This is a genomic window from Blautia sp. 210820-DFI.6.14, assembly GCF_020558815.1.
In the GTDB taxonomy this organism is placed as follows: Bacteria; Bacillota; Clostridia; order Lachnospirales; family Lachnospiraceae; genus Blautia_A; species Blautia_A obeum.
In genome coordinates, this window is the sequence record NZ_JAJCKS010000029.1 from 21,318 (window position 1) to 42,316 (window position 20,999).

Annotated in this window: 24 protein-coding genes; 22 read left to right on the plus strand and 2 right to left on the minus strand. The window is 41.2% G+C overall.

Annotated features, from left to right (window positions below; genetic code table 11):
- Window positions 1-2 precede the first annotated feature (2 nt).
- Window positions 3-428, plus strand: a complete 426-nt coding sequence (locus tag LI112_RS15290; protein WP_022388096.1) for a sporulation initiation factor Spo0A C-terminal domain-containing protein — start codon at window positions 3-5, stop codon at window positions 426-428.
- Here the strand turns inward: LI112_RS15290 and LI112_RS15295 are convergent.
- Complete coding sequence (locus LI112_RS15295; protein ID WP_022388095.1) at window positions 364-867, minus strand: DUF5721 family protein; 504 nt, start codon at window positions 865-867, stop codon at window positions 364-366. The two genes, LI112_RS15290 and LI112_RS15295, sit on opposite strands and share 65 nt — an antisense overlap.
- Window positions 868-1,020: 153 nt before the next feature.
- On the opposite strand from LI112_RS15295, the gene LI112_RS15300 reads away from it, so the two are divergent.
- Both LI112_RS15300 and LI112_RS15305 read left to right on the plus strand, forming a co-directional pair.
- Window positions 1,021-1,860 carry a DegV family protein gene (locus LI112_RS15300; RefSeq protein WP_022388094.1) on the plus strand — a complete coding sequence of 280 codons (840 nt, stop codon included), beginning with the start codon at window positions 1,021-1,023 and terminating at the stop codon, window positions 1,858-1,860.
- Between the two features lie 73 nt (window positions 1,861-1,933).
- Window positions 1,934-2,185, plus strand: a complete 252-nt coding sequence (locus tag LI112_RS15305; RefSeq protein ID WP_022388093.1) for a hypothetical protein — start codon at window positions 1,934-1,936, stop codon at window positions 2,183-2,185.
- A gap of 91 nt (window positions 2,186-2,276) precedes the next feature.
- On the opposite strand, the gene LI112_RS15310 is transcribed toward LI112_RS15305, so the two are convergent.
- Complete coding sequence (locus LI112_RS15310) at window positions 2,277-2,477, minus strand: cold-shock protein (RefSeq protein WP_005425201.1); 201 nt, start codon at window positions 2,475-2,477, stop codon at window positions 2,277-2,279.
- 275 nt (window positions 2,478-2,752) lie between these two features.
- Here LI112_RS15310 and pyrF point away from each other — a divergent pair, with 275 nt between their 5' ends.
- From pyrF to radA, 19 genes are all read left to right on the plus strand, one after another.
- Window positions 2,753-3,679 carry an orotidine-5'-phosphate decarboxylase gene (pyrF, locus tag LI112_RS15315; protein ID WP_022388092.1) on the plus strand — a complete coding sequence of 309 codons (927 nt, stop codon included), beginning with the start codon at window positions 2,753-2,755 and terminating at the stop codon, window positions 3,677-3,679.
- 19 nt (window positions 3,680-3,698) lie between these two features.
- A complete protein-coding gene (locus tag LI112_RS15320) occupies window positions 3,699-4,481 on the plus strand; it encodes a dihydroorotate dehydrogenase electron transfer subunit (protein ID WP_173904956.1) in 783 nt (260 codons plus the stop codon).
- Window positions 4,478-5,383 (plus strand): dihydroorotate dehydrogenase, encoded by a 906-nt coding sequence (locus LI112_RS15325; RefSeq protein WP_227190994.1) that lies wholly within the window; start codon window positions 4,478-4,480, stop codon window positions 5,381-5,383. Before LI112_RS15320 ends, LI112_RS15325 begins: the two co-directional genes overlap by 4 nt.
- Before the next feature lie 91 nt (window positions 5,384-5,474).
- Window positions 5,475-6,827, plus strand: a complete 1,353-nt coding sequence (locus LI112_RS15330; RefSeq protein WP_022388090.1) for an MATE family efflux transporter — start codon at window positions 5,475-5,477, stop codon at window positions 6,825-6,827.
- A gap of 158 nt (window positions 6,828-6,985) precedes the next feature.
- A complete protein-coding gene (gene pyrE / locus LI112_RS15335; protein ID WP_005425209.1) occupies window positions 6,986-7,666 on the plus strand; it encodes an orotate phosphoribosyltransferase in 681 nt (226 codons plus the stop codon).
- A 50-nt stretch (window positions 7,667-7,716) separates the two neighbouring features.
- Window positions 7,717-7,869: a hypothetical protein gene (locus LI112_RS15340; protein WP_005425210.1), complete on the plus strand. Its 153-nt coding sequence runs from the start codon at window positions 7,717-7,719 to the stop codon at window positions 7,867-7,869.
- Between the two features lie 19 nt (window positions 7,870-7,888).
- On the plus strand, window positions 7,889-8,362 hold the full coding sequence (locus LI112_RS15345) for a VanZ family protein (RefSeq protein WP_022388089.1): 474 nt from the start codon (window positions 7,889-7,891) through the stop codon (window positions 8,360-8,362).
- Complete coding sequence (locus tag LI112_RS15350; protein ID WP_022388088.1) at window positions 8,346-8,660, plus strand: hypothetical protein; 315 nt, start codon at window positions 8,346-8,348, stop codon at window positions 8,658-8,660. Before LI112_RS15345 ends, LI112_RS15350 begins: the two co-directional genes overlap by 17 nt.
- A gap of 3 nt (window positions 8,661-8,663) precedes the next feature.
- Window positions 8,664-9,251, plus strand: a complete 588-nt coding sequence (locus tag LI112_RS15355; protein WP_227190995.1) for an HD domain-containing protein — start codon at window positions 8,664-8,666, stop codon at window positions 9,249-9,251.
- Window positions 9,244-11,313 carry an aminopeptidase gene (locus LI112_RS15360; protein ID WP_227190997.1) on the plus strand — a complete coding sequence of 690 codons (2,070 nt, stop codon included), beginning with the start codon at window positions 9,244-9,246 and terminating at the stop codon, window positions 11,311-11,313. Before LI112_RS15355 ends, LI112_RS15360 begins: the two co-directional genes overlap by 8 nt.
- 155 nt (window positions 11,314-11,468) lie before the next feature.
- Window positions 11,469-11,969, plus strand: coding sequence for a 5-(carboxyamino)imidazole ribonucleotide mutase (gene purE, locus LI112_RS15365; protein WP_005425216.1), 501 nt, complete (start codon window positions 11,469-11,471; stop codon window positions 11,967-11,969).
- Window positions 11,970-11,995: 26 nt separating this feature from the next.
- Window positions 11,996-13,021: a phosphoribosylformylglycinamidine cyclo-ligase gene (gene purM / locus LI112_RS15370; protein WP_005425217.1), complete on the plus strand. Its 1,026-nt coding sequence runs from the start codon at window positions 11,996-11,998 to the stop codon at window positions 13,019-13,021.
- The gene (gene purN, locus LI112_RS15375; protein WP_005425218.1) at window positions 13,015-13,638 is read left to right on the plus strand and encodes a phosphoribosylglycinamide formyltransferase; all 624 of its coding nucleotides are present in this window, start codon (window positions 13,015-13,017) and stop codon (window positions 13,636-13,638) included. The genes purM and purN overlap by 7 nt, the downstream gene beginning before the upstream one ends.
- Window positions 13,639-13,706: 68 nt before the next feature.
- On the plus strand, window positions 13,707-14,981 hold the full coding sequence (purD, locus tag LI112_RS15380) for a phosphoribosylamine--glycine ligase (RefSeq protein WP_005425219.1): 1,275 nt from the start codon (window positions 13,707-13,709) through the stop codon (window positions 14,979-14,981).
- A gap of 115 nt (window positions 14,982-15,096) precedes the next feature.
- Window positions 15,097-15,861, plus strand: coding sequence for an SseB family protein (locus LI112_RS15385; protein WP_005425220.1), 765 nt, complete (start codon window positions 15,097-15,099; stop codon window positions 15,859-15,861).
- A gap of 127 nt (window positions 15,862-15,988) precedes the next feature.
- A complete protein-coding gene (locus LI112_RS15390) occupies window positions 15,989-16,366 on the plus strand; it encodes a GntR family transcriptional regulator (RefSeq protein ID WP_022388085.1) in 378 nt (125 codons plus the stop codon).
- Between the two features lie 12 nt (window positions 16,367-16,378).
- Entirely contained in the window at window positions 16,379-18,841 is a 2,463-nt protein-coding gene (locus LI112_RS15395) for an ATP-dependent Clp protease ATP-binding subunit (protein ID WP_117997201.1), read from the plus strand.
- Between the two features lie 192 nt (window positions 18,842-19,033).
- The gene (locus LI112_RS15400) at window positions 19,034-19,447 is read left to right on the plus strand and encodes a hypothetical protein (protein ID WP_005425224.1); all 414 of its coding nucleotides are present in this window, start codon (window positions 19,034-19,036) and stop codon (window positions 19,445-19,447) included.
- Entirely contained in the window at window positions 19,441-20,832 is a 1,392-nt protein-coding gene (radA, locus tag LI112_RS15405) for a DNA repair protein RadA (RefSeq protein WP_055056487.1), read from the plus strand. Before LI112_RS15400 ends, radA begins: the two co-directional genes overlap by 7 nt.
- Window positions 20,833-20,999 lie beyond the last annotated feature (167 nt).

Genomic DNA, 20,999 nt, shown 5'->3' on the forward strand with positions numbered 1-20,999 from the left:
ACATGAGAAAAGTATATCGATTAATCCGACAGCTGGGAATGACCTCAAAATATAAAGGATATTATTATGTTGCCGAAGCAGTAATGATGTCGATGGAACTTCAGGATTATCCAATTAAGATCACGAAGGACATCTATCCATATCTGGCAAAAAAATTCAAATCAACACCAGTTAATATTGAACATGATATTCGGACGGTCATTAATGTATGTTGGACAGCTAATAAAGAAACGATGGATCGAATCGCAGGTTATCCTCTTCGCTACAGACCTACAAACAGTGAGTTTGTAGATATGCTGGCATATTATCTCATCCAGACAGAACTGGATGCAGAAAATGCAATTGAGGAAGCCAAAAAGAATCTTACAGCCTGTCAAAATCCAATCGATGTTTTTGAAAAAATTTCGGAACTGCAGAATCCCATGTGATTTCAGGGTGTCTGTCCAGAAGAAATGTATCGGAAGAAATTCCGGTCGTACAGAATAATTCGTTGTTTTTATATTGAAGGTTTAAATTTAATCCGCGAATCTGATCAGTAGAAATCTGGAAAGAAGAATCTGCAAATAATAGTGAATACTGAGCCGGAGACAGCTGAAAAACGATTCGAAACTGTATTGGCAGTAATTTGCCGCGTATGATTGAAAAACAGTAAGATTTCAGCTCTTTCCAGGGACAGTAATCTGAATCATTAAAATTCATATTTTGCACGGTATCCGTGTCAAAAAAATCTTTGTGGATTTTTCCGTCAATTGTGAAGTTGCTGAAAGTAGTAATGGATGCTTCTACCAGAGAAAAAGAATCGAAGGTATCTCCGATCAGTAACTGATTCATGAAGCTTTTGACATCGTTGATTTTAAGTGCAAGCATTTTGAACTCCCATAATTTAGTGTAGCTTCTATTATAAAACAGAATCAAAAAAAAGAATAGAGTTTTTCGAAAAAGTCTTTTCAAATATGTAGCTATATGGTAATATAGATGTGGTATTCGATACTACATATTATGGAAAAGAGGACGATATAATTGAGCTATAAAATTGTCATAGATAGTTGTGGGGAATTATTGGATGAGTGGAAAAAAGATCCTCGCTTTGAGTCGGTAGCACTGACTTTGAGCGTTGGTGGTGAAAATATTATAGATGATGAAAATTTTGACCAGGCTTCTTTTTTAAAAAAAGTAGCTGACTGCCCGGAATGCCCAAAATCGGCATGTCCGTCACCGGAACGCTATATGAGGGCGTTTGACTGTGATGCGGATCACGTATATGCAGTTACGCTTTCAGCAGAACTTAGTGGCTCGTATAACAGTGCTGTTCTGGGAAAAAGTCTTTTGCAGGAAGAAAATCCTGGTAAGCAGATTTATGTGTTTAATTCGAAATCGGCATCTGTCGGACAGTCCCTGATTGCGATGAAAATACAGGAATGTGAAGAAGCTGGGTATTCATTTGAGAAAGTAATTGAGACAGTAGAAGCATACATTGCTGACCAGCACACGTTTTTTGTTCTGGATAATCTGGAAACGCTTCGCAAAAATGGAAGACTCAGTAAGGTAAAAGCTCTTGTGGCAAGCGCATTAAAAATCAAACCTGTCATGGGCTCTACAGATGAAGGAGCAATCTGTCAGTTGGATCAGGCAAGAGGCATGAACAAAGCTCTTGTAAAAATGGCTCAGAACATTGTAGACAAAACAAAAGACAGTGAAAATAAAATCCTTGCAATTTCTCACTGCAACTGCAGGGAGAGAGCAGTGCTTCTGAAGAATGCACTGGAAGAGAGAATGCCTGTAAAACATATCGTTATTTTGGATACTGCGGGAGTAAGCAGTATGTACGCTAATGATGGCGGTGTGATTGTAGCTGTATAAGCCCTTCCCTTTTGTGTGAGAGTGTGATATAATAACAAAAGTTTAAGCTTATACAATAAAGGAGATTCTTGGAATGAGTCAGAAAAAAGTAGACAGCTATAAGGCAGGCAAAGCAGGCCGCTCAAAAGCATCCAGAAAAGAAAAACTGATTGACAAACTGGAAATTCTTGCATGGATTGCAATCTGTGTGGCAATGGTTGGATGGATTGGATTTTCCGCGTATGCAAAGATCGAGACAAAACAGGAGTCTGTTGTTACAGAGACAGTAATGGATACTTCTGCAATTGATAATTATGTTTCGGATCTTTCGTCTGATGTACAGTAAAAATGAAAATGAGATAATAAAAAACCCCGGTTTTCACCGGGGTTTTTTATTGAATGGTTTGAAAGGTTATTACAACCTTGAAGTATCAGAATTATAATTTTGTAACGTTAGCAGCCTGCATTCCGCGAGCGCCTTCTGTTAAATCATAAGTTACAGCCTGTCCTTCATCCAGTGATTTGAATCCTTCACCATTGATTGCAGAAAAATGAACGAATACGTCAGCGCCGTCCTCTCCTGTGATAAAGCCATAGCCTTTTTCTGCGTTGAACCATTTTACAGTTCCCTTGTTCATGATGTTACCTCCATAAAAATAAAAAGTTAAATGTCCATCTGACGAAAAAATCACCAGATTTTAGAGACTATATCGTTGGTAATATATAATCTCTAAAAACTAGTGATTTTATATTAAGGTTCTCTTCGTCTATGAGTAGAATTATATCTCCCGCTTCTAAAAATGTCAAGGTGAATATGTAAAAAACACTTTATTAAATCGTTTGTTTCGTGTATGATATTAGTGATAATGTATAGAAGAAATATGAAGAATATAAATTCCAGGAGGAAGCAGTTATGATTAATAAGCTTATTGAAAAAATCCGCAAAACTAATGCACCGATCGTTGTAGGTCTGGATCCGATGCTGAATTACATACCGAAACATATCCAGGAAAATGCCTTTGCAGAATTTGGAGAGACTCTGGAAGGTGCAGCAGAAGCAATCTGGCAGTTCAATAAAGGAATCGTAGATGCAACATATGACCTGATTCCTGCAGTAAAACCACAGATTGCAATGTATGAGCAGTTTGGCATTCCGGGACTGCAGGCATACAAAAAGACCGTTGATTACTGTAAATCAAAAGATCTTGTAGTCATTGGTGATATCAAGCGTGGAGACATCGGATCCACATCGGCAGCGTATGCAGTTGGACATCTGGGACATGTTCAGGTAGGATCCAAGAAATATGCAGGATTTGATGAGGATTTTGCAACAGTTAATCCATATCTGGGTTCGGATGGAGTGAAGCCATTTATCGAAGTCTGCAAAGAAGAAAATAAAGGTCTGTTTATTCTTGTAAAGACATCCAATCCTTCCAGCGGCGAATTCCAGGATCGTATCATAGACGGACGCCCACTGTATGAATGGGTAGGAGAGAAAGTTGCCGAGTGGGGCGCAGATCATATGGGTAAAGAATATAGCTATATCGGAGCTGTAGTTGGTGCAACTTATCCGGAAATGGGAAAAGTACTTCGTAAGCTTATGCCAAAAACATTTATTCTGGTACCTGGATACGGTGCACAGGGTGGAAAAGGCTCTGATCTGGTGCATTTCTTCAATGAAGATGGTCTTGGTGCGATTGTAAACTCATCCAGAGGAATCATTGCAGCATACAAACAGGAAGCATATGCGGAATTTGGAGAACTGAATTATGCAGATGCTTCTCGTAAGGCAGTGGAAGTGATGATCGAAGATATCAGCGGAGCCCTTAAGAATCGCTAATGAGGGCAGGAGGAGACAGATGAGTACAAAAACAAAAGAGACTTTGACTGTTATCAGTCAGGAAGAAATCGGCAGAGATATTTTCAGTCTCTGGCTTCAGACTGATCAGATGGCACAGAATGCACGTCCGGGGCAGTTCCTTTCTTTATATACAGGCGATGGGAGTAAACTTCTTCCGAGACCGATCAGCATCTGTGAGATTGATAAAGAAGACAGCAAAATCAGACTGGTGTATCGTGTGACTGGGAAGAATACCGGAACAGAAGGATTTTCCAGACTGAAATCAGGAGAAAAGATTGAGGCACTGGGACCTCTTGGAAATGGTTTTCCATTGGAAGAAGCAGAAGGGAAAAAAGTATTTCTGATTGGTGGCGGCATCGGAATTCCACCGATGCTTGAGACTGCAAAACAGTTAAAAGCTGAAAAAACAGCAGTTCTTGGATATAGGGATGAATTGTTCCTGAATGATGAATTTACAAGATATGCAGATGTTTATGTTGCTACAGAAGATGGAAGCGCAGGGACAAAAGGCAATGTATTAAATGCGATTTGTGAAAGGGGACTTGAGGCAGAGGTTATTTTTGCCTGTGGTCCAACGCCGATGCTTCGTGCACTGAAAGAGTATGCAGCAGAGAAGAATATCACATGCTGGATTTCCATGGAGGAAAGAATGGCGTGTGGAATCGGAGCATGTCTTGGATGTGTCTGCAAATCAAAAGAGATTGATGCGCATTCTCTGGTGCATAACAAACGTGTTTGTAAAGATGGACCGGTATTCTTGAGCACGGAGGTGGAGTTATGATCAATACAAAAGTAACTCTTGCTGGAGTTGAATTAAAAAATCCTGTCATGACTGCTTCCGGTACGTTTGGTTCCGGTGCAGAATATAGTGAATTTGTAGATCTTAATAAACTTGGTGGTGTTGTGACTAAGGGTGTTGCAAACGTACCATGGCCAGGAAACCCGACTCCGAGAGTGACAGAGACTGCAAGCGGAATGCTGAATGCAATCGGACTTCAGAATCCGGGAATTGATCTTTTTTGCAGAAGAGACATTCCATTTCTGAAACAGTATGACACAAAAATTATTGTAAATGTTTGTGGAAAGAGTACAGAAGATTATTGTGAAGTGGTGGAAAAACTGGCGGATGAGCCGGTCGACTTACTGGAAATCAATGTATCCTGCCCAAATGTGAAAGAGGGCGGTATTGCATTTGGACAGAATCCTCATGCACTGGAAGCAATCACAAAAGAAGTAAAGAAATATGCAAAACAGCCGATCATCATGAAACTCAGTCCGAATGTGACTGATATCACAGAGATGGCCAGAGCGGCTGAGGCTGGTGGCGCAGATATTCTTTCTTTGATCAATACACTTACCGGAATGAAAATTGATATTTACAGAAAAACATTTGCTCTGGCAAACAAGACGGGCGGGATGTCCGGCCCGGCAGTGAAACCGGTTGCAGTGCGTATGGTTTATCAGGTTGCACAGGCTGTAAAACTCCCGATCATCGGCATGGGTGGAATTGCAACAGCAGAAGATGCACTTGAATTTATCATGGCAGGTGCAACAGCAGTGTCAGTTGGAACCGCTAATTTCTTTAATCCATATGCAACAACAGAAATTGTGGATGGGCTGGCGAAATTTATGGAACAGCGGAAAGTTGAGGATATCAATCAGCTGATCGGTATTGTAAAATAGTAGTTACAGAAAACAGAATAGAAATACATAAGAGACAGCAGCGAAGGTTGAAAAACTTTTTCTGCTGCCTTGTATCGGGAAAGGAAATATTTTGAACAAACAGAAAACAAATGACATGACTGTGGGAAATCCGGTCAGACTGATCATTCAGTTTATGATACCGATGTTTCTTGGAAACATATTCCAACAGTTTTATAATATTGTAGATTCTATTGTGGCAGGACAGTTTATTGGAGTAGATGCACTTGCTGCAATTGGAAGTACCGGATCACTGATGTTTTTTGTGACCGGTTGGCTGAACGGACTGAGTAGTGGATTTGCAATTATTGTGGCACAGATGTTTGGGGCGAAGAAGTATGACGATATGAGGCATTTTGTGGCAATGTCCATTTATCTTATGTTTGGTTTTGCTGCTGCTATGACCATAGGATTTTTGGTATTTAATGTGCCGATTCTGCGACTTATGAATTCTCCGGCAGATCTGATGGGAGATGTGGCCGGATATATGGGAATTATTTATGCAGGTCTTCTTGTTACTGCAGCGTATAATACGTTGGCTGCGTTTCTGCGTGCACTGGGAGATTCGAAATCCCCGTTGTATTTTCTGATCATTTCAGCGGGCATCAATGTTGTGCTGGATATTGTACTGATTCGTTTTGCAGGAATGGGAGTAGAAGGCTGTGCATATGCAACTGTTATCGCGCAGGGCGTTTCAGCAATCTGCTGTTTGGTTTATATAAAAAAGAAATATCCGATTCTTCATCTTGAAAAGAAAAACTTTGAACTTCGAAAAGGCAGTATGAGTAAACTGATGATTCTTGGAATTCCCATGGGACTTCAGTTTTCCATCACGGCAATAGGAACGATCATCGTACAGAGTGCGGTAAATATTTATGGTGCTACCTATATGGCTGGATTTTCCGCTGCAGGAAAGATCCAGAATGTAATTGGTATGGTGGCTGTTTCTATGGGGGCAACGATCGCGACATATGTCGGACAGAATCGTGGAGCAGGACGTATGGACCGGGTAAAACAGGGAGTAAAATATTCCTGGATCATGCTTCTGGTATGGAGTGTGGTTGAGATGGCTCTGGTTTATTTCGGTGGAAAATATTTTACATATCTGTTTATCAGCCCGTCACAGACAGATGTTGTGCAGGTGTCTGTGATATATTTCCGTACAGTATTCTGGGCATATCCGTTTTTGTGTACAATTTTTGTATTTCGAAATGCCCTGCAGGGGATGGGATACGGAATGGTACCAATGCTGGGAGGCGTTTTTGAACTGGTTGCCAGAACACTGATCGTAGTTTTGGTTGCGGGAAGAACGACATTTGCAGGCGTTTGCCTGGCGGATCCAATGGCCTGGATCGCAGCACTGATTCCACTGATTCCATATTACTATTATGTAATGGGAAAACATATGAAAGCAATGAGACAATAGGAGTAATAAAAGCCAACTTCAATCCGAAACGGGAAAGTTAACAGGATTGAATAGTTGGCTTTTTTATGTTACTATAAAGAAGATATTCAGAGAATGATCTGAACAGATTCAGACAGAAGACAGGCAAAAAGCCGTGTAGACAGGAGGTCCAGAATAAAATGGAACAGTATAAACAGGAATTTATTGAATTTATGGTAGACAGTCAGGTGCTGAAATTTGGCGAATTTACATTGAAGAGCGGAAGAAAATCTCCGTTTTTTATGAATGCGGGTGGATATGTAACCGGTTCTCAGTTAAAAAAACTTGGGGAATACTATGCAAAAGCAATTCATGACAAATATGGTGATGATTTTGATGTGCTGTTTGGACCGGCATACAAGGGAATTCCACTCAGTGTTGTTACAGCGATCGCATTCAGCGAACTGTATGGCAAAGAAATTCGTTACTGCTCTGACCGTAAAGAGGAAAAAGATCATGGTGCAGATAAAGGAAGTTTTCTTGGAAGCAAATTGAAGGACGGAGATCGGGTAGTTATGATCGAAGACGTTACTACTTCCGGAAAATCCATGGAAGAGACAGTGCCGAAGGTAAGAGGTGCAGCCAATGTAGAAATTGTTGGACTGATGGTTTCACTTGACCGTATGGAGGTTGGAAAAGGCGGTGTGAAGTGCGCGCTTGACGAAGTACATGACCTGTATGGCTTTGAAACAAATGCAATCGTTACCATGGCTGAAGTTATTGAACATCTTTACAATAAAGAATACAAAGGCCAGGTTATCATTGATGATGAACTGAAGAAGGCAATTGATGCATATTACAGCCAGTATGGTGCAAAATAGTTTCTGGCTGATCAGTGGGATGAACGGTATCTGCATAAGGAGGAATTGCCATGAATGAAAAAATATATAAAACAATGAGTCGTACGGGCGCATGCAGTATTGCAGTAGGGATCATAACCCTTGTAACAGGTGTTGCTGCAGGAGTGCTGATGATCGTCAGTGGAAGCAGACTGCTGAAAAGAAAGTCTGATATTCTGATCTGAAGCTGGATAGGGGTAAAAATTGAAAGACAGTACAAAACGTAAAATCAGGTTTCTGAGTGTGCTTTTGTTTATACTTTATGTACTGCTTCTTGTTTATTTTCTTTTCTTTTCAGAAGAATATGGGCGCGTTACAGCGGAAGAACGGGTGTATCGGTATAATCTGGTTCCGTTTGTAGAAATCAGAAGATTCTGGATATACAGAAAACAGCTTGGGATGTTTGCTTTGATCACCAATCTTTTTGGAAATGTGATAGGCTTTATTCCATATGGTTTTATCCTTCCGGTCATTGCGCATAAATGCCGTAACGGTTTGTTCATTGTTGCATCCGGTTTTTCACTTAGCCTTTTGGTGGAAACAGTGCAGTTAATTGCAAAAGTGGGATGTTTTGATGTGGACGATCTGATTTTGAATACACTTGGGGCAGCAATCGGATATATGCTTTTTGCTGTCTGTAATTATCTGAGGAGAAAACGATATGGCGAGAAGATATAGATACGCGATCATAAAAAAGAAAGAGGCTGCAAAAGGGAAGCTGTCAGTGGGGCTGGCAATTGCTTCCCTGCTTCTGTTTGGAGGGGCTGTTGGGATAGCTTATGTACTTGAAGGATCCTATGGATTTATTGTGGGAGGCATCTGCCTGTTTGCAGCGCTGCTTTCCGTATATGGATTTCTGATGGGAATCAGTAGCTTTTCAGAAGAAAAATGTACACACAGGACCAGTATTATCGGCTCAATCCTTAATGGAATCTTTATGGTAGGCTGGTTGGCCTTTTTTTTGATGGGAGTGTGAAAAATGGAACGCTTACAACAGCAGATGAAATTTATTTTGGAAGTGGATAAAGTAAAACAGATTATACGTCAGACATATCTGGCAGACGGGAGCCGTAAGGAAAATGATGCGGAACATTCCTGGCATCTGGCTCTTATGGCTGTGTTGTTGAAGGAATATGCCAATGAAGAAGTTGACCTGGCAAAAGTGATCCCTATGGTTTTGCTCCATGATCTTGTGGAGATTGATGCTGGAGATACATATGCATATGATCAGGCAGGACTGGCAACGCAGAGAGCGCGTGAGACAAAGGCTGCAGACCGTATTTTTGGTATGCTTCCGGAAGATCAGGGTACAAAGTTCAGAAATTTATGGGAAGAATTTGAAGAATATGAGACAGCAGAGGCGAAATTTGCACATGTGCTGGACAATTGTCAGCCACTGCTTCTGAATGATGCTTCCGGAGGAAAAAGCTGGAAGGAACATACTGTACATAAGAGTCAGATATACAAAAGAAATGAGCATACTGCAGAAGGTTCCAGGGAAATATGGGAATATATGCAGCAGCTGATAGACAAACATATTCAGCTGGGACATGTGATCGATGACTAAATTAAATTCAAACGGAGGAGATGATAAAGTGGATGAATTGCTGAAAGAACGCTATGATCTGGCAAAAGATCGAATTGTCGAAATCTGTACTGAAACAACTGTAAAGCCGGATTTTCTGGATTTCTTTCAGAATATGGCGGCTTTTTTGGAGAAAACAGCAGCCATACTGGAAAGAGATGAAGAAAAGCTTTCCATAGAAGAATTGCAGAAAGAAAATACAGAACTTTATAAAGAACTGTTTCCTCAGAATTATACACACTGTTACGGGAATCCTGCATACGCAGAAGAAAAACTCGGTGAATATGGAAGGGCATTTACATTTCTTTACGCAGAACTTCGTGGAGCAATTGCCTATGCATATGAAAAAAAAATCTGGGATTATACAGTGACAGCAGAACTTTTTCTTGAAGTATATGCTGCTTTTGAAAATGGTGAACTGCCATCTGTAAAAAATGTGGAAGACATGCTGCGTTCTTATGTGAATGACTATTGTCAGGATATGATGGAACAGAGGATTGCGGAAGCGGTTGATCCGCAGCTGGATTTTGCTGTAAGAATCGTAATGGATTCTGATTTGTCAGATCTGCGTTATCTGTACAGGTATGGAGAATATGTTTCTGCAAATGAAACAGGAGTTGCAGAATTTATGAACAGTCTCAGTCAGGATGAGATTGACAGTATGGCACGCACATATACGGAAGGATACAGAATTGGTTTTATTAATGGAAGAAAAGGCATTACCAAGAAAAAGACGGTAAACATTCGTTATAATCTTGGATTTGAGCGAATGGTACGTGCTGCAATCCTGCAGTTCCGTGAGATGGGGCTTGAACCGGTGATCTATCGCCATGCCACACATGCAGTGAATAAAAGAGGTAATGCATGGATCGGCTTTGTTGGTGGAAATGCAAATCCGCAGTATGAGTATGATCACAGGCAGGATCAGGCACTCTTTATGGACAGTGATTATGTACAGCGCAAACTTCGTTCTATGCAGAATGCATATGAGAAATATAAAGACCTGGCTGCAGTTCATGGCGGACCGGCATGTATTGAGACTTTTGGAGAAGAACCATTTGCTCCTGTTTCTACAGAAGGTGCGTGGGCTTTAAACGAGGCACAGCAGAAAATGCAGGTAGAGCTGGATAACGAATCCGGTCAGATCGTAAATCGTTATATCAGGGGCGATGAGAGAAGCTTTACGATCATTGCCTATCCGGTGCCGGAGATCGGAAATGATTTTCCGAAGATTTTTGCAGAGATTGTGAAGATCAATACACTGGATTATAAACAGTATGAACGGATACAGCAGACGATCATTGAGACTCTGGATACCTGTCAGTGGGTAGAAATAAAAGGAAAAGAGGACAACGAGACAGATTTGATCATTCATCTGCATGAACTGGAAGATGTCCGGAAACAGACAAATTTTGAAAACTGTGTGGCAGATGTAAATATTCCAGTGGGAGAAGTGTTTACTTCTCCGGTGCTTGCCGGAACTGGTGGGATTCTTCATGTAAAGAAGGTTTATTTGAACGGATTACAGTTTAAGGATCTGAAGCTGGTATTTGACTGTGGACAGGTGATTGATTATTCGTGTGCAAACTTTGAGACAGAAGAGGAGAATCGTGCATATATTGAGGATAATATTCTGCACCATCATCCGAAGATTCCAATGGGTGAGTTTGCAATCGGGACCAATACAACCGCGTATGTGGCAGCTGAAAAATATGGTATTGCAGATAAACTTCCAATTCTGATCGCTGAGAAAATGGGACCACATTTCGCTGTGGGAGATACCTGTTACAGCTGGTCAGAAGATACTCCGGTATTTAACCCAGACGGAAGAGAAATCATTGCCAGAGATAATGAGATTTCGATTCTTCGTAAAGAGGATATCAGCATGGCTTATTATGGATGTCATACAGATATTACAATTCCATATGAAGAACTGGGAAGTATCCGTGTAATTGACGAAGATGGAGAAGGAACTTCTATTATTGAGAATGGACGTTTTGTGCTGCCGGGAACGGAAGAACTGAATCGTTCTTTTGAAAAATAACGATAGCTTATTTATTTTATGAGGTGGGCAAACTTTTTTTATACAAAAAGAGTTTGCCCGCCAAAATATTTCTTTTCCGTAATTTTATTGACACAATTTTAGAATCTTAGTAGAATCAACCTGAAGATGTAAGAAATTATACGAGGAGGCCACCAATGAAAAAAGTTGGGATTGTAATGGGAAGCGACTCAGATATGCCGGTTATGAGTAAGGCGGCAGCAATTCTTGACAAGCTGGGCGTTGAATATGAGATGAAGATTATTTCTGCACACAGAGAACCGGATGTGTTCTTTGAGTATGCAAAGACGGCAGAAGAAAAAGGATTCAAAGTAATTATTGCAGGAGCAGGAATGGCAGCACATCTTCCGGGAATGTGTGCAGCAATCTTTCCGATGCCGGTTATCGGCATTCCAATGCATACAACATCTCTTGGAGGAAGAGATTCACTGTATTCAATCGTACAGATGCCGTCCGGAATTCCGGTAGCAACAGTAGCAATCAATGGAGGCGCAAACGCAGGACTTCTTGCCGCAAAGATTCTGGCAACATCTGATCCGGAACTTCTGGACAGATTGAAAGCATACAGTCAGGAACTGAAAGAGCAGGTTGAGGCAAAGGATGCCAGACTTCAGAAAGTTGGATACAAAGCTTATTAAAAACAGGTGGAGGAGATCAGAAGATTATGGATTACAAAAAAGCAGGTGTGGATATAGAAGCTGGTTACAAGTCAGTTGAGTTAATGAAGAAACATATTGCAAAGACCATGAGACCGGAAGTTTTAGGCGGAATCGGTGGATTTTCGGGAGCATTTTCCATGAATGCATTCAAAAATATGGAAGAACCAACACTCGTATCCGGTACAGATGGCTGCGGAACCAAAGTTAAGCTTGCTATGATCATGGATAAACACGATACGATCGGAATCGATGCTGTAGCCATGTGTGTAAATGATATTGCATGTGCAGGTGCAGAACCACTGTTCTTCCTGGATTACATTGCATGTGGAAAAAATTATCCGGAAAAGATCGCAGAGATCGTAAGTGGCGTTGCAGAGGGCTGTGTACAGTCAGGTGCAGCACTGATCGGTGGTGAAACTGCAGAACATCCGGGACTTATGCCGGAAGATGAATATGATCTTGCTGGGTTTGCAGTTGGTGTGATCGATAAGAAAGATCTTCTTACTGGCGAAGAACTGAAACCAGGAGACGTTCTGATCGGTATGGCTTCTACAGGCGTTCACAGCAATGGATTTTCACTTGTCCGCAAAGTGTTTGAAATGACAAAAGAATCTCTGGATACATATTATGATGAACTTGGAACAACTCTTGGTGAGGCACTGCTTGCTCCGACAAGAATTTATGTAAAAGCACTGAAAAGTGTTAAAGAAGCCGGAGTTCGTATTCATGCATGCAGCCATATTACCGGTGGTGGCTTTTATGAAAATGTTCCTCGTATGCTGAAAGATGGCACAAGAGCTGTCATTGAGAAGAACAGCTATCCGGTTCTTCCGATTTTTGACCTTCTTGCAAAGACCGGAGATATCGAAGAAAAGATGATGTACAATACTTTTAATATGGGACTTGGTATGGTTCTGGCAGTAGATCCTTCAGATGTAGATAAGACAATGGAGGCTATTCGTCAGGCAGGAGACACTCCATATGTAGTTGGCCGTATTGAGGCCGGAGAAAAGGGAGTGACTTTATGTTAAAGCTTGGTGTTCTGGTATCAGGAGGCGGTACAAATCTGCAGGCGATCATGGATGCGATTGACAGCGGTGTGATCACAAATGCGGAAGTCGGTCTGGTGATCAGTAATAATCCAGGCGCATATGCACTGAAACGCGCAGAGAGCCGGGGAATCCCGGCTAAGTGCATTTCTCCGAAGAAATTTGAAAATCGAGAAGAATTTCATAAAGCGCTTCTGCAGGAATTACAGGAAAATAAGGTGGAACTGGTCGTACTGGCAGGCTTTCTGGTGGCAATTCCACCTATGATCGTGGAAGCATATCCGAACAGAATCATCAATATTCATCCATCCCTCATTCCGTCTTTTTGTGGCGTAGGATTTTATGGTCTTCATGTCCATGAGGGTGTGCTTGCACGCGGAGTCAAGGTTAGCGGTGCAACGGTTCATTTTGTGGATACTGGTACAGATACAGGACCGATCATCCTTCAAAAAGCGGTGGAAGTACAGCAGGGAGACACTCCGGAGGTGCTTCAACGTCGTGTTATGGAGGAAGCAGAATGGAAAATCCTTCCGAAAGCAATTGATCTGATTGCGAATAACAGAGTTTCAGTTCAGAATGGAAAAGTTGTTATTGATTAAGAATGCTTTATTAATAAAAATTTGTTGTTGATAGAAGAAGTCTAATAGTAGGAGGCAGATAAAAGCTCATGAAAGTACTGATTGTTGGAAGTGGCGGAAGAGAACATGCAATCGCATGGAGTGTTGCAAAAAGTCCAAAGGTAGACAAAATTTACTGTGCACCTGGGAATGCAGGAATTTCAGAATATGCAGAATGTGTGGCGATCGGAGCCATGGAATTTGAGAAGCTTGCTGATTTTGCAGAAGAAAATAAAGTGGATCTGACAATCATTGGTATGGATGACCCGTTGGTCGGCGGCGTGGTGGATGTATTTGAAGCCCGCGGACTGAAGGTATTTGGACCTCGTAAGAATGCAGCAATCCTTGAAGGCTCCAAGGCGTTTTCAAAAGATCTGATGAAGAAATACGGAATTCCAACCGCGGCATATGAGAACTTTGATGATCCACAGAAAGCACTTGATTATTTGCATACGCAGGCAAAATTCCCAATCGTTCTCAAGGCAGACGGACTTGCTCTTGGAAAGGGAGTTTTGATCTGTAATACGCTGGAAGAAGCGGAAGCTGGCGTTAAAGAAATTATGGAAGACAAAAAATTCGGAAGTGCCGGAAATACTATGGTCATTGAAGAATTTATGACTGGTCGAGAAGTGTCAGTACTTTCTTTTGTAGATGGTAAAACTATCCGTACTATGACATCTGCGCAGGACCATAAACGTGCCATGGATGGTGATAAAGGATTAAATACAGGTGGGATGGGAACGTTTTCACCAAGTCCATTTTATACAAAAGAAGTTGACGAATTTTGCAAACAGCACGTTTATCAGGCAACAGTAGATGCGATGGCAGCAGAAGGTCGTCCATTTGTCGGGATTATTTTCTTTGGACTGATGCTTACAGCAGAAGGACCGAAGGTACTGGAATATAATGCACGGTTTGGAGATCCGGAAGCACAGGTTGTACTTCCAAGAATGAAAACAGATATTATAGAAGTTATGGAAGCCTGCGTGAATGGAACACTGGATAAGATAGAGCTGGAATTTGAGGATAATGCGGCTGTATGTGTGGTCCTTGCAAGTGAAGGATATCCTGTAAAATACGAAAAGGGCATTCCAATGTATGGATTTGAAAACTTTAAAGGTAAAGATGGATATTATTGTTTCCATGCCGGAACCAAATTCCAGGATGGACAGATTGTTACAAATGGCGGCCGTGTACTTGGAATTACAGCAAAAGGAAAGACTCTGAAAGAGGCACGCAAAAATGCTTATGATGCAACAGAGTGGATTCAGTTTGCGAATAAATATATGCGTCATGATATTGGAAAAGCCATTGATGAGGCCTGAAGTAATAAACGGAATGATAATATAAAAAAATCACCAAAAAAGTGTGCCATTTTTCGTGAAATATGGTATAATTTATGATATATCATGCGGAAGCGATAAATGAAAGGAAAACAAAATGGGTATTAGTGTAGAAGATGCAGTCAAAGAACTTCAGGCAAGGGAGACAGTGTTTGTGGCATATTCACAGGCAACAAAACTGCCTTATGTAACTTGCGGAGAAGAAACATATAATGATCAGGTGTGGTTTTTTGCAGAAGAGGAAACTCTGAAGGAATATGGCAAAAAGAAACTGGAAGATAAAATCCTTCTTATGGGGATGCGTTATGAGAAAAAAGATTTTCCGAGAATGTACGGACTTCTGTTTTCTATTGGCGTAAACTCTGTAATCTGGAATAATGGAGCAGATGAAATTGAGATTGACCTGGAAAAAATCGTAAGAAAACCAGATCTCAGTCAGATGGAGCCGGCTAAACGTCCGCTGATCAATCCAACATTACAGCTTTCAGGTATCTATTTTATGCAGGAACTTCGACGTCCGGTTGAAAAAGAAGAACACAAAAATTTAAGAGCACTGGAAGAGGAACTGATTGCAAATCTGAAAAAATCTCATTTCCTGGTAGCAATGGAACGTGACGAAGAAAATCCGAAAAAAATTAATATTCCGTATCTGAAAAATAAAGAAGGCCAGATTTTACAGCCGGTATTTTCTGATGTTATGGAATTTGAAAAATTTGCAAAAGGTAAAAAACTTCGCCTGGCAAAAATTCCATTTGACAAACTTCCGGAAATTCTGATCAATCAGGCGGAAGCAATGGTATTTAATCCAATGGGATTTAATCTTATTCTTAATAAAGAACAGTTTAAGAAGATTCTTGGCTGATAAAAATGACATAATGATAATAAGACAGGTGGCTGAACAGGCTGCCTGTTTTTATTTTTTACTTGCAAAATCTGCTGTATGTGCTACTATATGTATAACATTGAAAAACAATGGGAGGCTGACGGAAATGGTCATTGAAATAGATTTTAACAGTGATGAAGCTATATATGTACAGCTTATGAATCAGATTATAATGGGAATTGCTACTTCCAGACTGCAAGAGGGAGATCCGCTTCCGTCAGTTCGACAGTTGGCGGATACAGTAGGAATTAATATGCATACGGTAAACAAAGCATATTCTTTGTTGCGTCAGGAAGGTTTTGTTACGATCGACCGCAGACGTGGGGCAATTATCGCTGTGGATGTTGATAAGATCAAAGCACTGGAAGAAATGAAAGAAAATCTTCTTGTAGCGTTGGCAAAGGGCTGCTGCAGAAACGTCAGCAGAAGTGAAGTGCATGATCTGATCGATGAGATCTATGACGAATACGAAATTGACAACTAGGAGGAACAAACTATGCAGGATAAATTTACCAGACAGGCTGCAAATGCGTTAAAACTGGCAAAAACCACCGCACAGTCCTGTAATCATTCATATATTGGCACAGAGCATATTCTGGTAGGTCTGCTAAAGGAAAAAGAGGGTACGGCGGGCAGGATTCTGGAAGAATTTAATGTAGAAGAAGATGCGCTGCGCCAGCTGATCGAAGAACTGATCGCACCGTCAGAGGTGCTGGCTGCGGAAAAGGCACCGGAATACAGCCCAAGAGCGATGAGAGTGCTTGAAAAATCTGTACAGGAGGCAGAAAATCAGAAAGAAGCACAGGCCGGAACGGAACATCTTCTTGTGGCAATGCTTAAAGAGACGGATTGTGTTGCGACCAGGCTTCTTTATACAATGGGAGTCAATATCCAGAAACTGTATGTGGCAGTTCTGACCGCGATGGGAATTGAGAATCCAACAGCAGAAGAACTACAGGGTGGCAGAAATCAAAAAACACAGAAGAGTGGGGCAGCGACGCCGACGCTGGACCAGTACAGCAGAGATCTGACTGTGATGGCAGCAGAAGGCAAATTGGATCCTGTGGTTGGACGTGACAGAGAGATTACACGACTGATTCAGATCCTGAGCAGAAGAAGTAAGAATAATCCGTGTCTGGTTGGAGAACCGGGAGTTGGTAAGACTGCGATTGTTGAAGGTCTGGCACAGAGAATTGTTTCAGGACTTGTTCCGGATTCTGTGCGTGATAAAAGAGTTGTTGTTCTTGATATGTCAGGAATGGTTGCCGGAAGTAAGTATAGGGGAGAATTTGAGGAACGTATCCGTAAGGTAATTGATGAGGTGCGTGTAAACCAGGGAATTCTTCTTTTTATTGATGAACTTCACACAATCATTGGCGCCGGAGGGGCAGAAGGTGCTCTGGATGCGTCCAATATTCTGAAGCCTTCTCTTTCAAGAGGAGAAATTCAGCTGATTGGTGCAACAACACTGGAGGAATATCGTAAATACATCGAAAAGGATGCTGCGCTGGAGCGAAGATTTCAGCCGGTTACCGTAGAAGAGCCGACAGAACAGGAGGCCCTTGAGATTTTGAAAGGACTTCGTCCGTATTATGAGAAACATCATGGGGTAAGAATTGAAGATGAGGCTCTGGAGGCTGCGGTTAGAATGTCAGTTCGATATATTAATGACCGATTTCTTCCGGATAAAGCAATCGATATTATTGATGAAGCTGCATCCAAAGTACAGCTTGGAAGCTATCGTTCCGCACCAGAGATAGAAGCATTGGAAATAAAGATAAGAGAATTGCTGAATCAGAAAGAAGAAGCAATAAAACTTGCAGATCTGTCTATGGCAAAGAGAATTCAGCAGGAGCAGAATGAAGCGGAAGAACAGATTGAAAAATACAGAAAAAAAGAAGTGCGCAGAAATAAACGCAAAAATCTTACGGTAAATGAAAATTCTGTAGCAGATATAGTATCGGACTGGACTAAAATTCCAGTAAAAAGACTTACGGAAGGTGAAACCAAGCGTCTTGCGGCCCTGGAAAAAGAACTTCATAAAAGAGTGATCGGACAGGAGGAAGCTGTCAAAGCGGTTGCGCAGGCTGTTAAAAGAGGCAGAGTAGGGCTGAAAGATCCAAACCGTCCGATTGGCTCATTCCTTTTTCTTGGACCGACCGGTGTAGGCAAAACAGAACTTTCAAAGGCACTTGCGGAAGCTGTGTTTGGCAGTGAGCAGGCAATGATCCGTGTTGACATGTCAGAATACATGGAAAAACACAGTGTTTCCAAAATGATCGGTTCACCTCCGGGATATGTTGGATATGATGAAGGCGGGCAGCTTAGCGAAAAAGTAAGAAGAAATCCGTATAGTGTACTGTTGTTTGATGAGATTGAGAAAGCACATCCGGATGTGTTTAATATTTTGCTTCAGGTTTTAGATGATGGACATATTACAGATGCACATGGAAGAAAAGTTGATTTTAAACAGACGATAATCATTATGACATCCAATGTTGGAGCACAGGCAATCATTGAGCCAAAGAAACTTGGCTTTATGTCCCAGGATAATGAAAAACAGGACTATGAGAGAATGAAATCCGGAGTGATGGAAGAAGTAAGAAGACTTTTTAAACCGGAATTTTTGAATCGAATCGATGAAATTATGGTATTCCATCCACTTAAAAAGCCGGAGATCAGGAAAATCGTGAATATTCTTTTGAAAAATCTTGAGAAACGATGTGCAGAGCAGATGGGTATTCAGCTTAAAATTACAGATTCGGTCAGAGATTATCTGGCAGAATCCGGTTTTGACAGTAAATATGGCGCAAGACCTCTGAGAAGAGCCATTCAGAATAAACTGGAAGATCCGATGGCCAATGAAATTCTTGAAGGCAGAATTCGAACTGGAGATACAGTGAAAGTTCAGCTTCATCAGAAGAAAATCTGTTTTATTCCGGTCAGAGATACGGAATAAGCGCAGAAGGGATTATGGCAATTTAAAATCTAAAAAAGATGTTAAATCTTGGTTAGGATACTGGTCAAAAAAAGTACTGAATGTTATAATAATGTAACTGAAATATCTGCGTCAGATGGGATATTAAGATAACACGGTGCAGATATGCAAGGACTAAAACACAACAGAAAAGTCTAGGGAGGACATAAGATCATGGCAGTAGTAAAAGAACTGATCCGAACAGAAGAAAATGGGGGTATCAGCTTTGGTAATTATGAATTACCGACAAAATCTAAAGCATCTGATTTCCCATATCAGGGAGATGTTTATAAAGTAAAAACATTTAAAGAGATTACCAAACTGGAACGCAATGGAATGTTTGTATACGAGTCTGTACCGGGAACTGCTGTATATTCATTGAAGCAGGATGGTACTGGCATGGAGTTTGAAGTAGAAGGTGCGGAGGACGCGCAGATTACCGTTGAGATGGAAGCTGATACAGAATACAGCATTTCTATTGATGGTGAAGATGCAGGAAAAATGCAGACAAATCTTGGCGGCAAGCTTTCTTTCAGTGTAGAACTTGGCGGAGATGCAGCTGTAGCAGTAAAGGTTGAAAAATGCTAAAAAATAAAAAGGTTGTTTATTTTTGTCAGGAATGTGGGTATGAGTCTTCAAAGTGGATGGGACAATGTCCTGGATGCAGAGCATGGAATACATTTGTTGAAGAAACAGTTTCCACAAAGAAGGTATCTTCGACGGGAAGCGGTCTACAGAACGGTTTGCGAAGAGCTGAACCGGTAGTATTAAAAGACATCAGACTTTCGGAAGATGAAAGAAAACTGACGAATATAGGAGAGCTTGACAGAGTACTCGGGGGCGGCATTGTCCCCGGGTCTTTGGTATTGGTGGGTGGAGATCCGGGAATCGGAAAATCCACCCTTCTTTTACAGGTTTGCAGAAATCTGGCGATGTCGGGTAATTCTGTATTATATATATCAGGTGAAGAATCTTTGCGGCAGATTAAATTACGTGCTGAACGTATTGGGGAGTTCAATGAGAATCTCCAGTTACTATGTGAGACAAATCTGGAAACAATCAGAGAGGTGATTGAAAGAAAAAAACCGGATATGGTCGTGATTGATTCAATCCAGACGATGTTCCATGAAGATATCAGTTCGGCACCAGGCAGTGTTTCGCAGGTTAGGGAATCAACGAATATTCTGATGCAGATTGCCAAAGGTCAGGGTGTTTCTATTTTTATCGTAGGACATGTGACAAAAGAAGGCAATGTAGCAGGTCCGAGAGTTTTGGAACATATGGTGGATACAGTGCTGTATTTTGAGGGAGACCGTCATGCGTCTTATCGTATTCTTCGTGCTGTCAAAAACAGATTTGGATCTACAAATGAAATTGGTGTATTTGAAATGAGAAATACAGGATTGGAAGAAGTGAAGAATCCGTCAGAGTTTATGCTGAACGGAAAGCCGAATGGGACATCTGGTTCCATTGTTGCGTGCTCGATGGAAGGAACACGACCGATCCTTGTGGAGATTCAGGCACTGGTCTGCCAGAGCAATTTTGGAATACCAAGAAGAACTGCGGTGGGAACTGATTTTAACAGAGTAAATCTGCTTATGGCTGTATTAGAAAAAAAAGTAGGAATTCATCTGGCAGCCTGCGATGCATATGTAAATATCGCAGGTGGCATGAAAATGACAGAGCCTGCGATTGATTTGGGAATCTCACTGGCAGTTGTATCGAGCTGCAAAGATATTATCATTCCGGATTCAGTGATCGCATTTGGCGAAGTTGGATTAAGTGGTGAGGTCCGGGCAGTGAGTATGGCAGGACAAAGAGTGGCCGAAGCGAAAAAACTTGGTTTTGATACAGTGATCTTGCCGGAAGTATGTAAATCGTCTGTGGGAAAAGTTTCTGGCATTAATCTGGTATATGTGTCCTGGATTCAAGATGCAATTCGTTATATCATGAAGAATAATTATAAATTATAAAAAAGAGTGTTGACAACTCGGTTGGATAGTGGTATTCTAACTGAGCTGTCACAAGGAATTGTTTCTTCTGATTAAACAATTTGAAAAGTTTTGAAAAAAACAAAAATAATTGTTGACAAAGAAACGAACATGTGATAGAGTAAACAAGTCGCTTGAGAGCGACACAC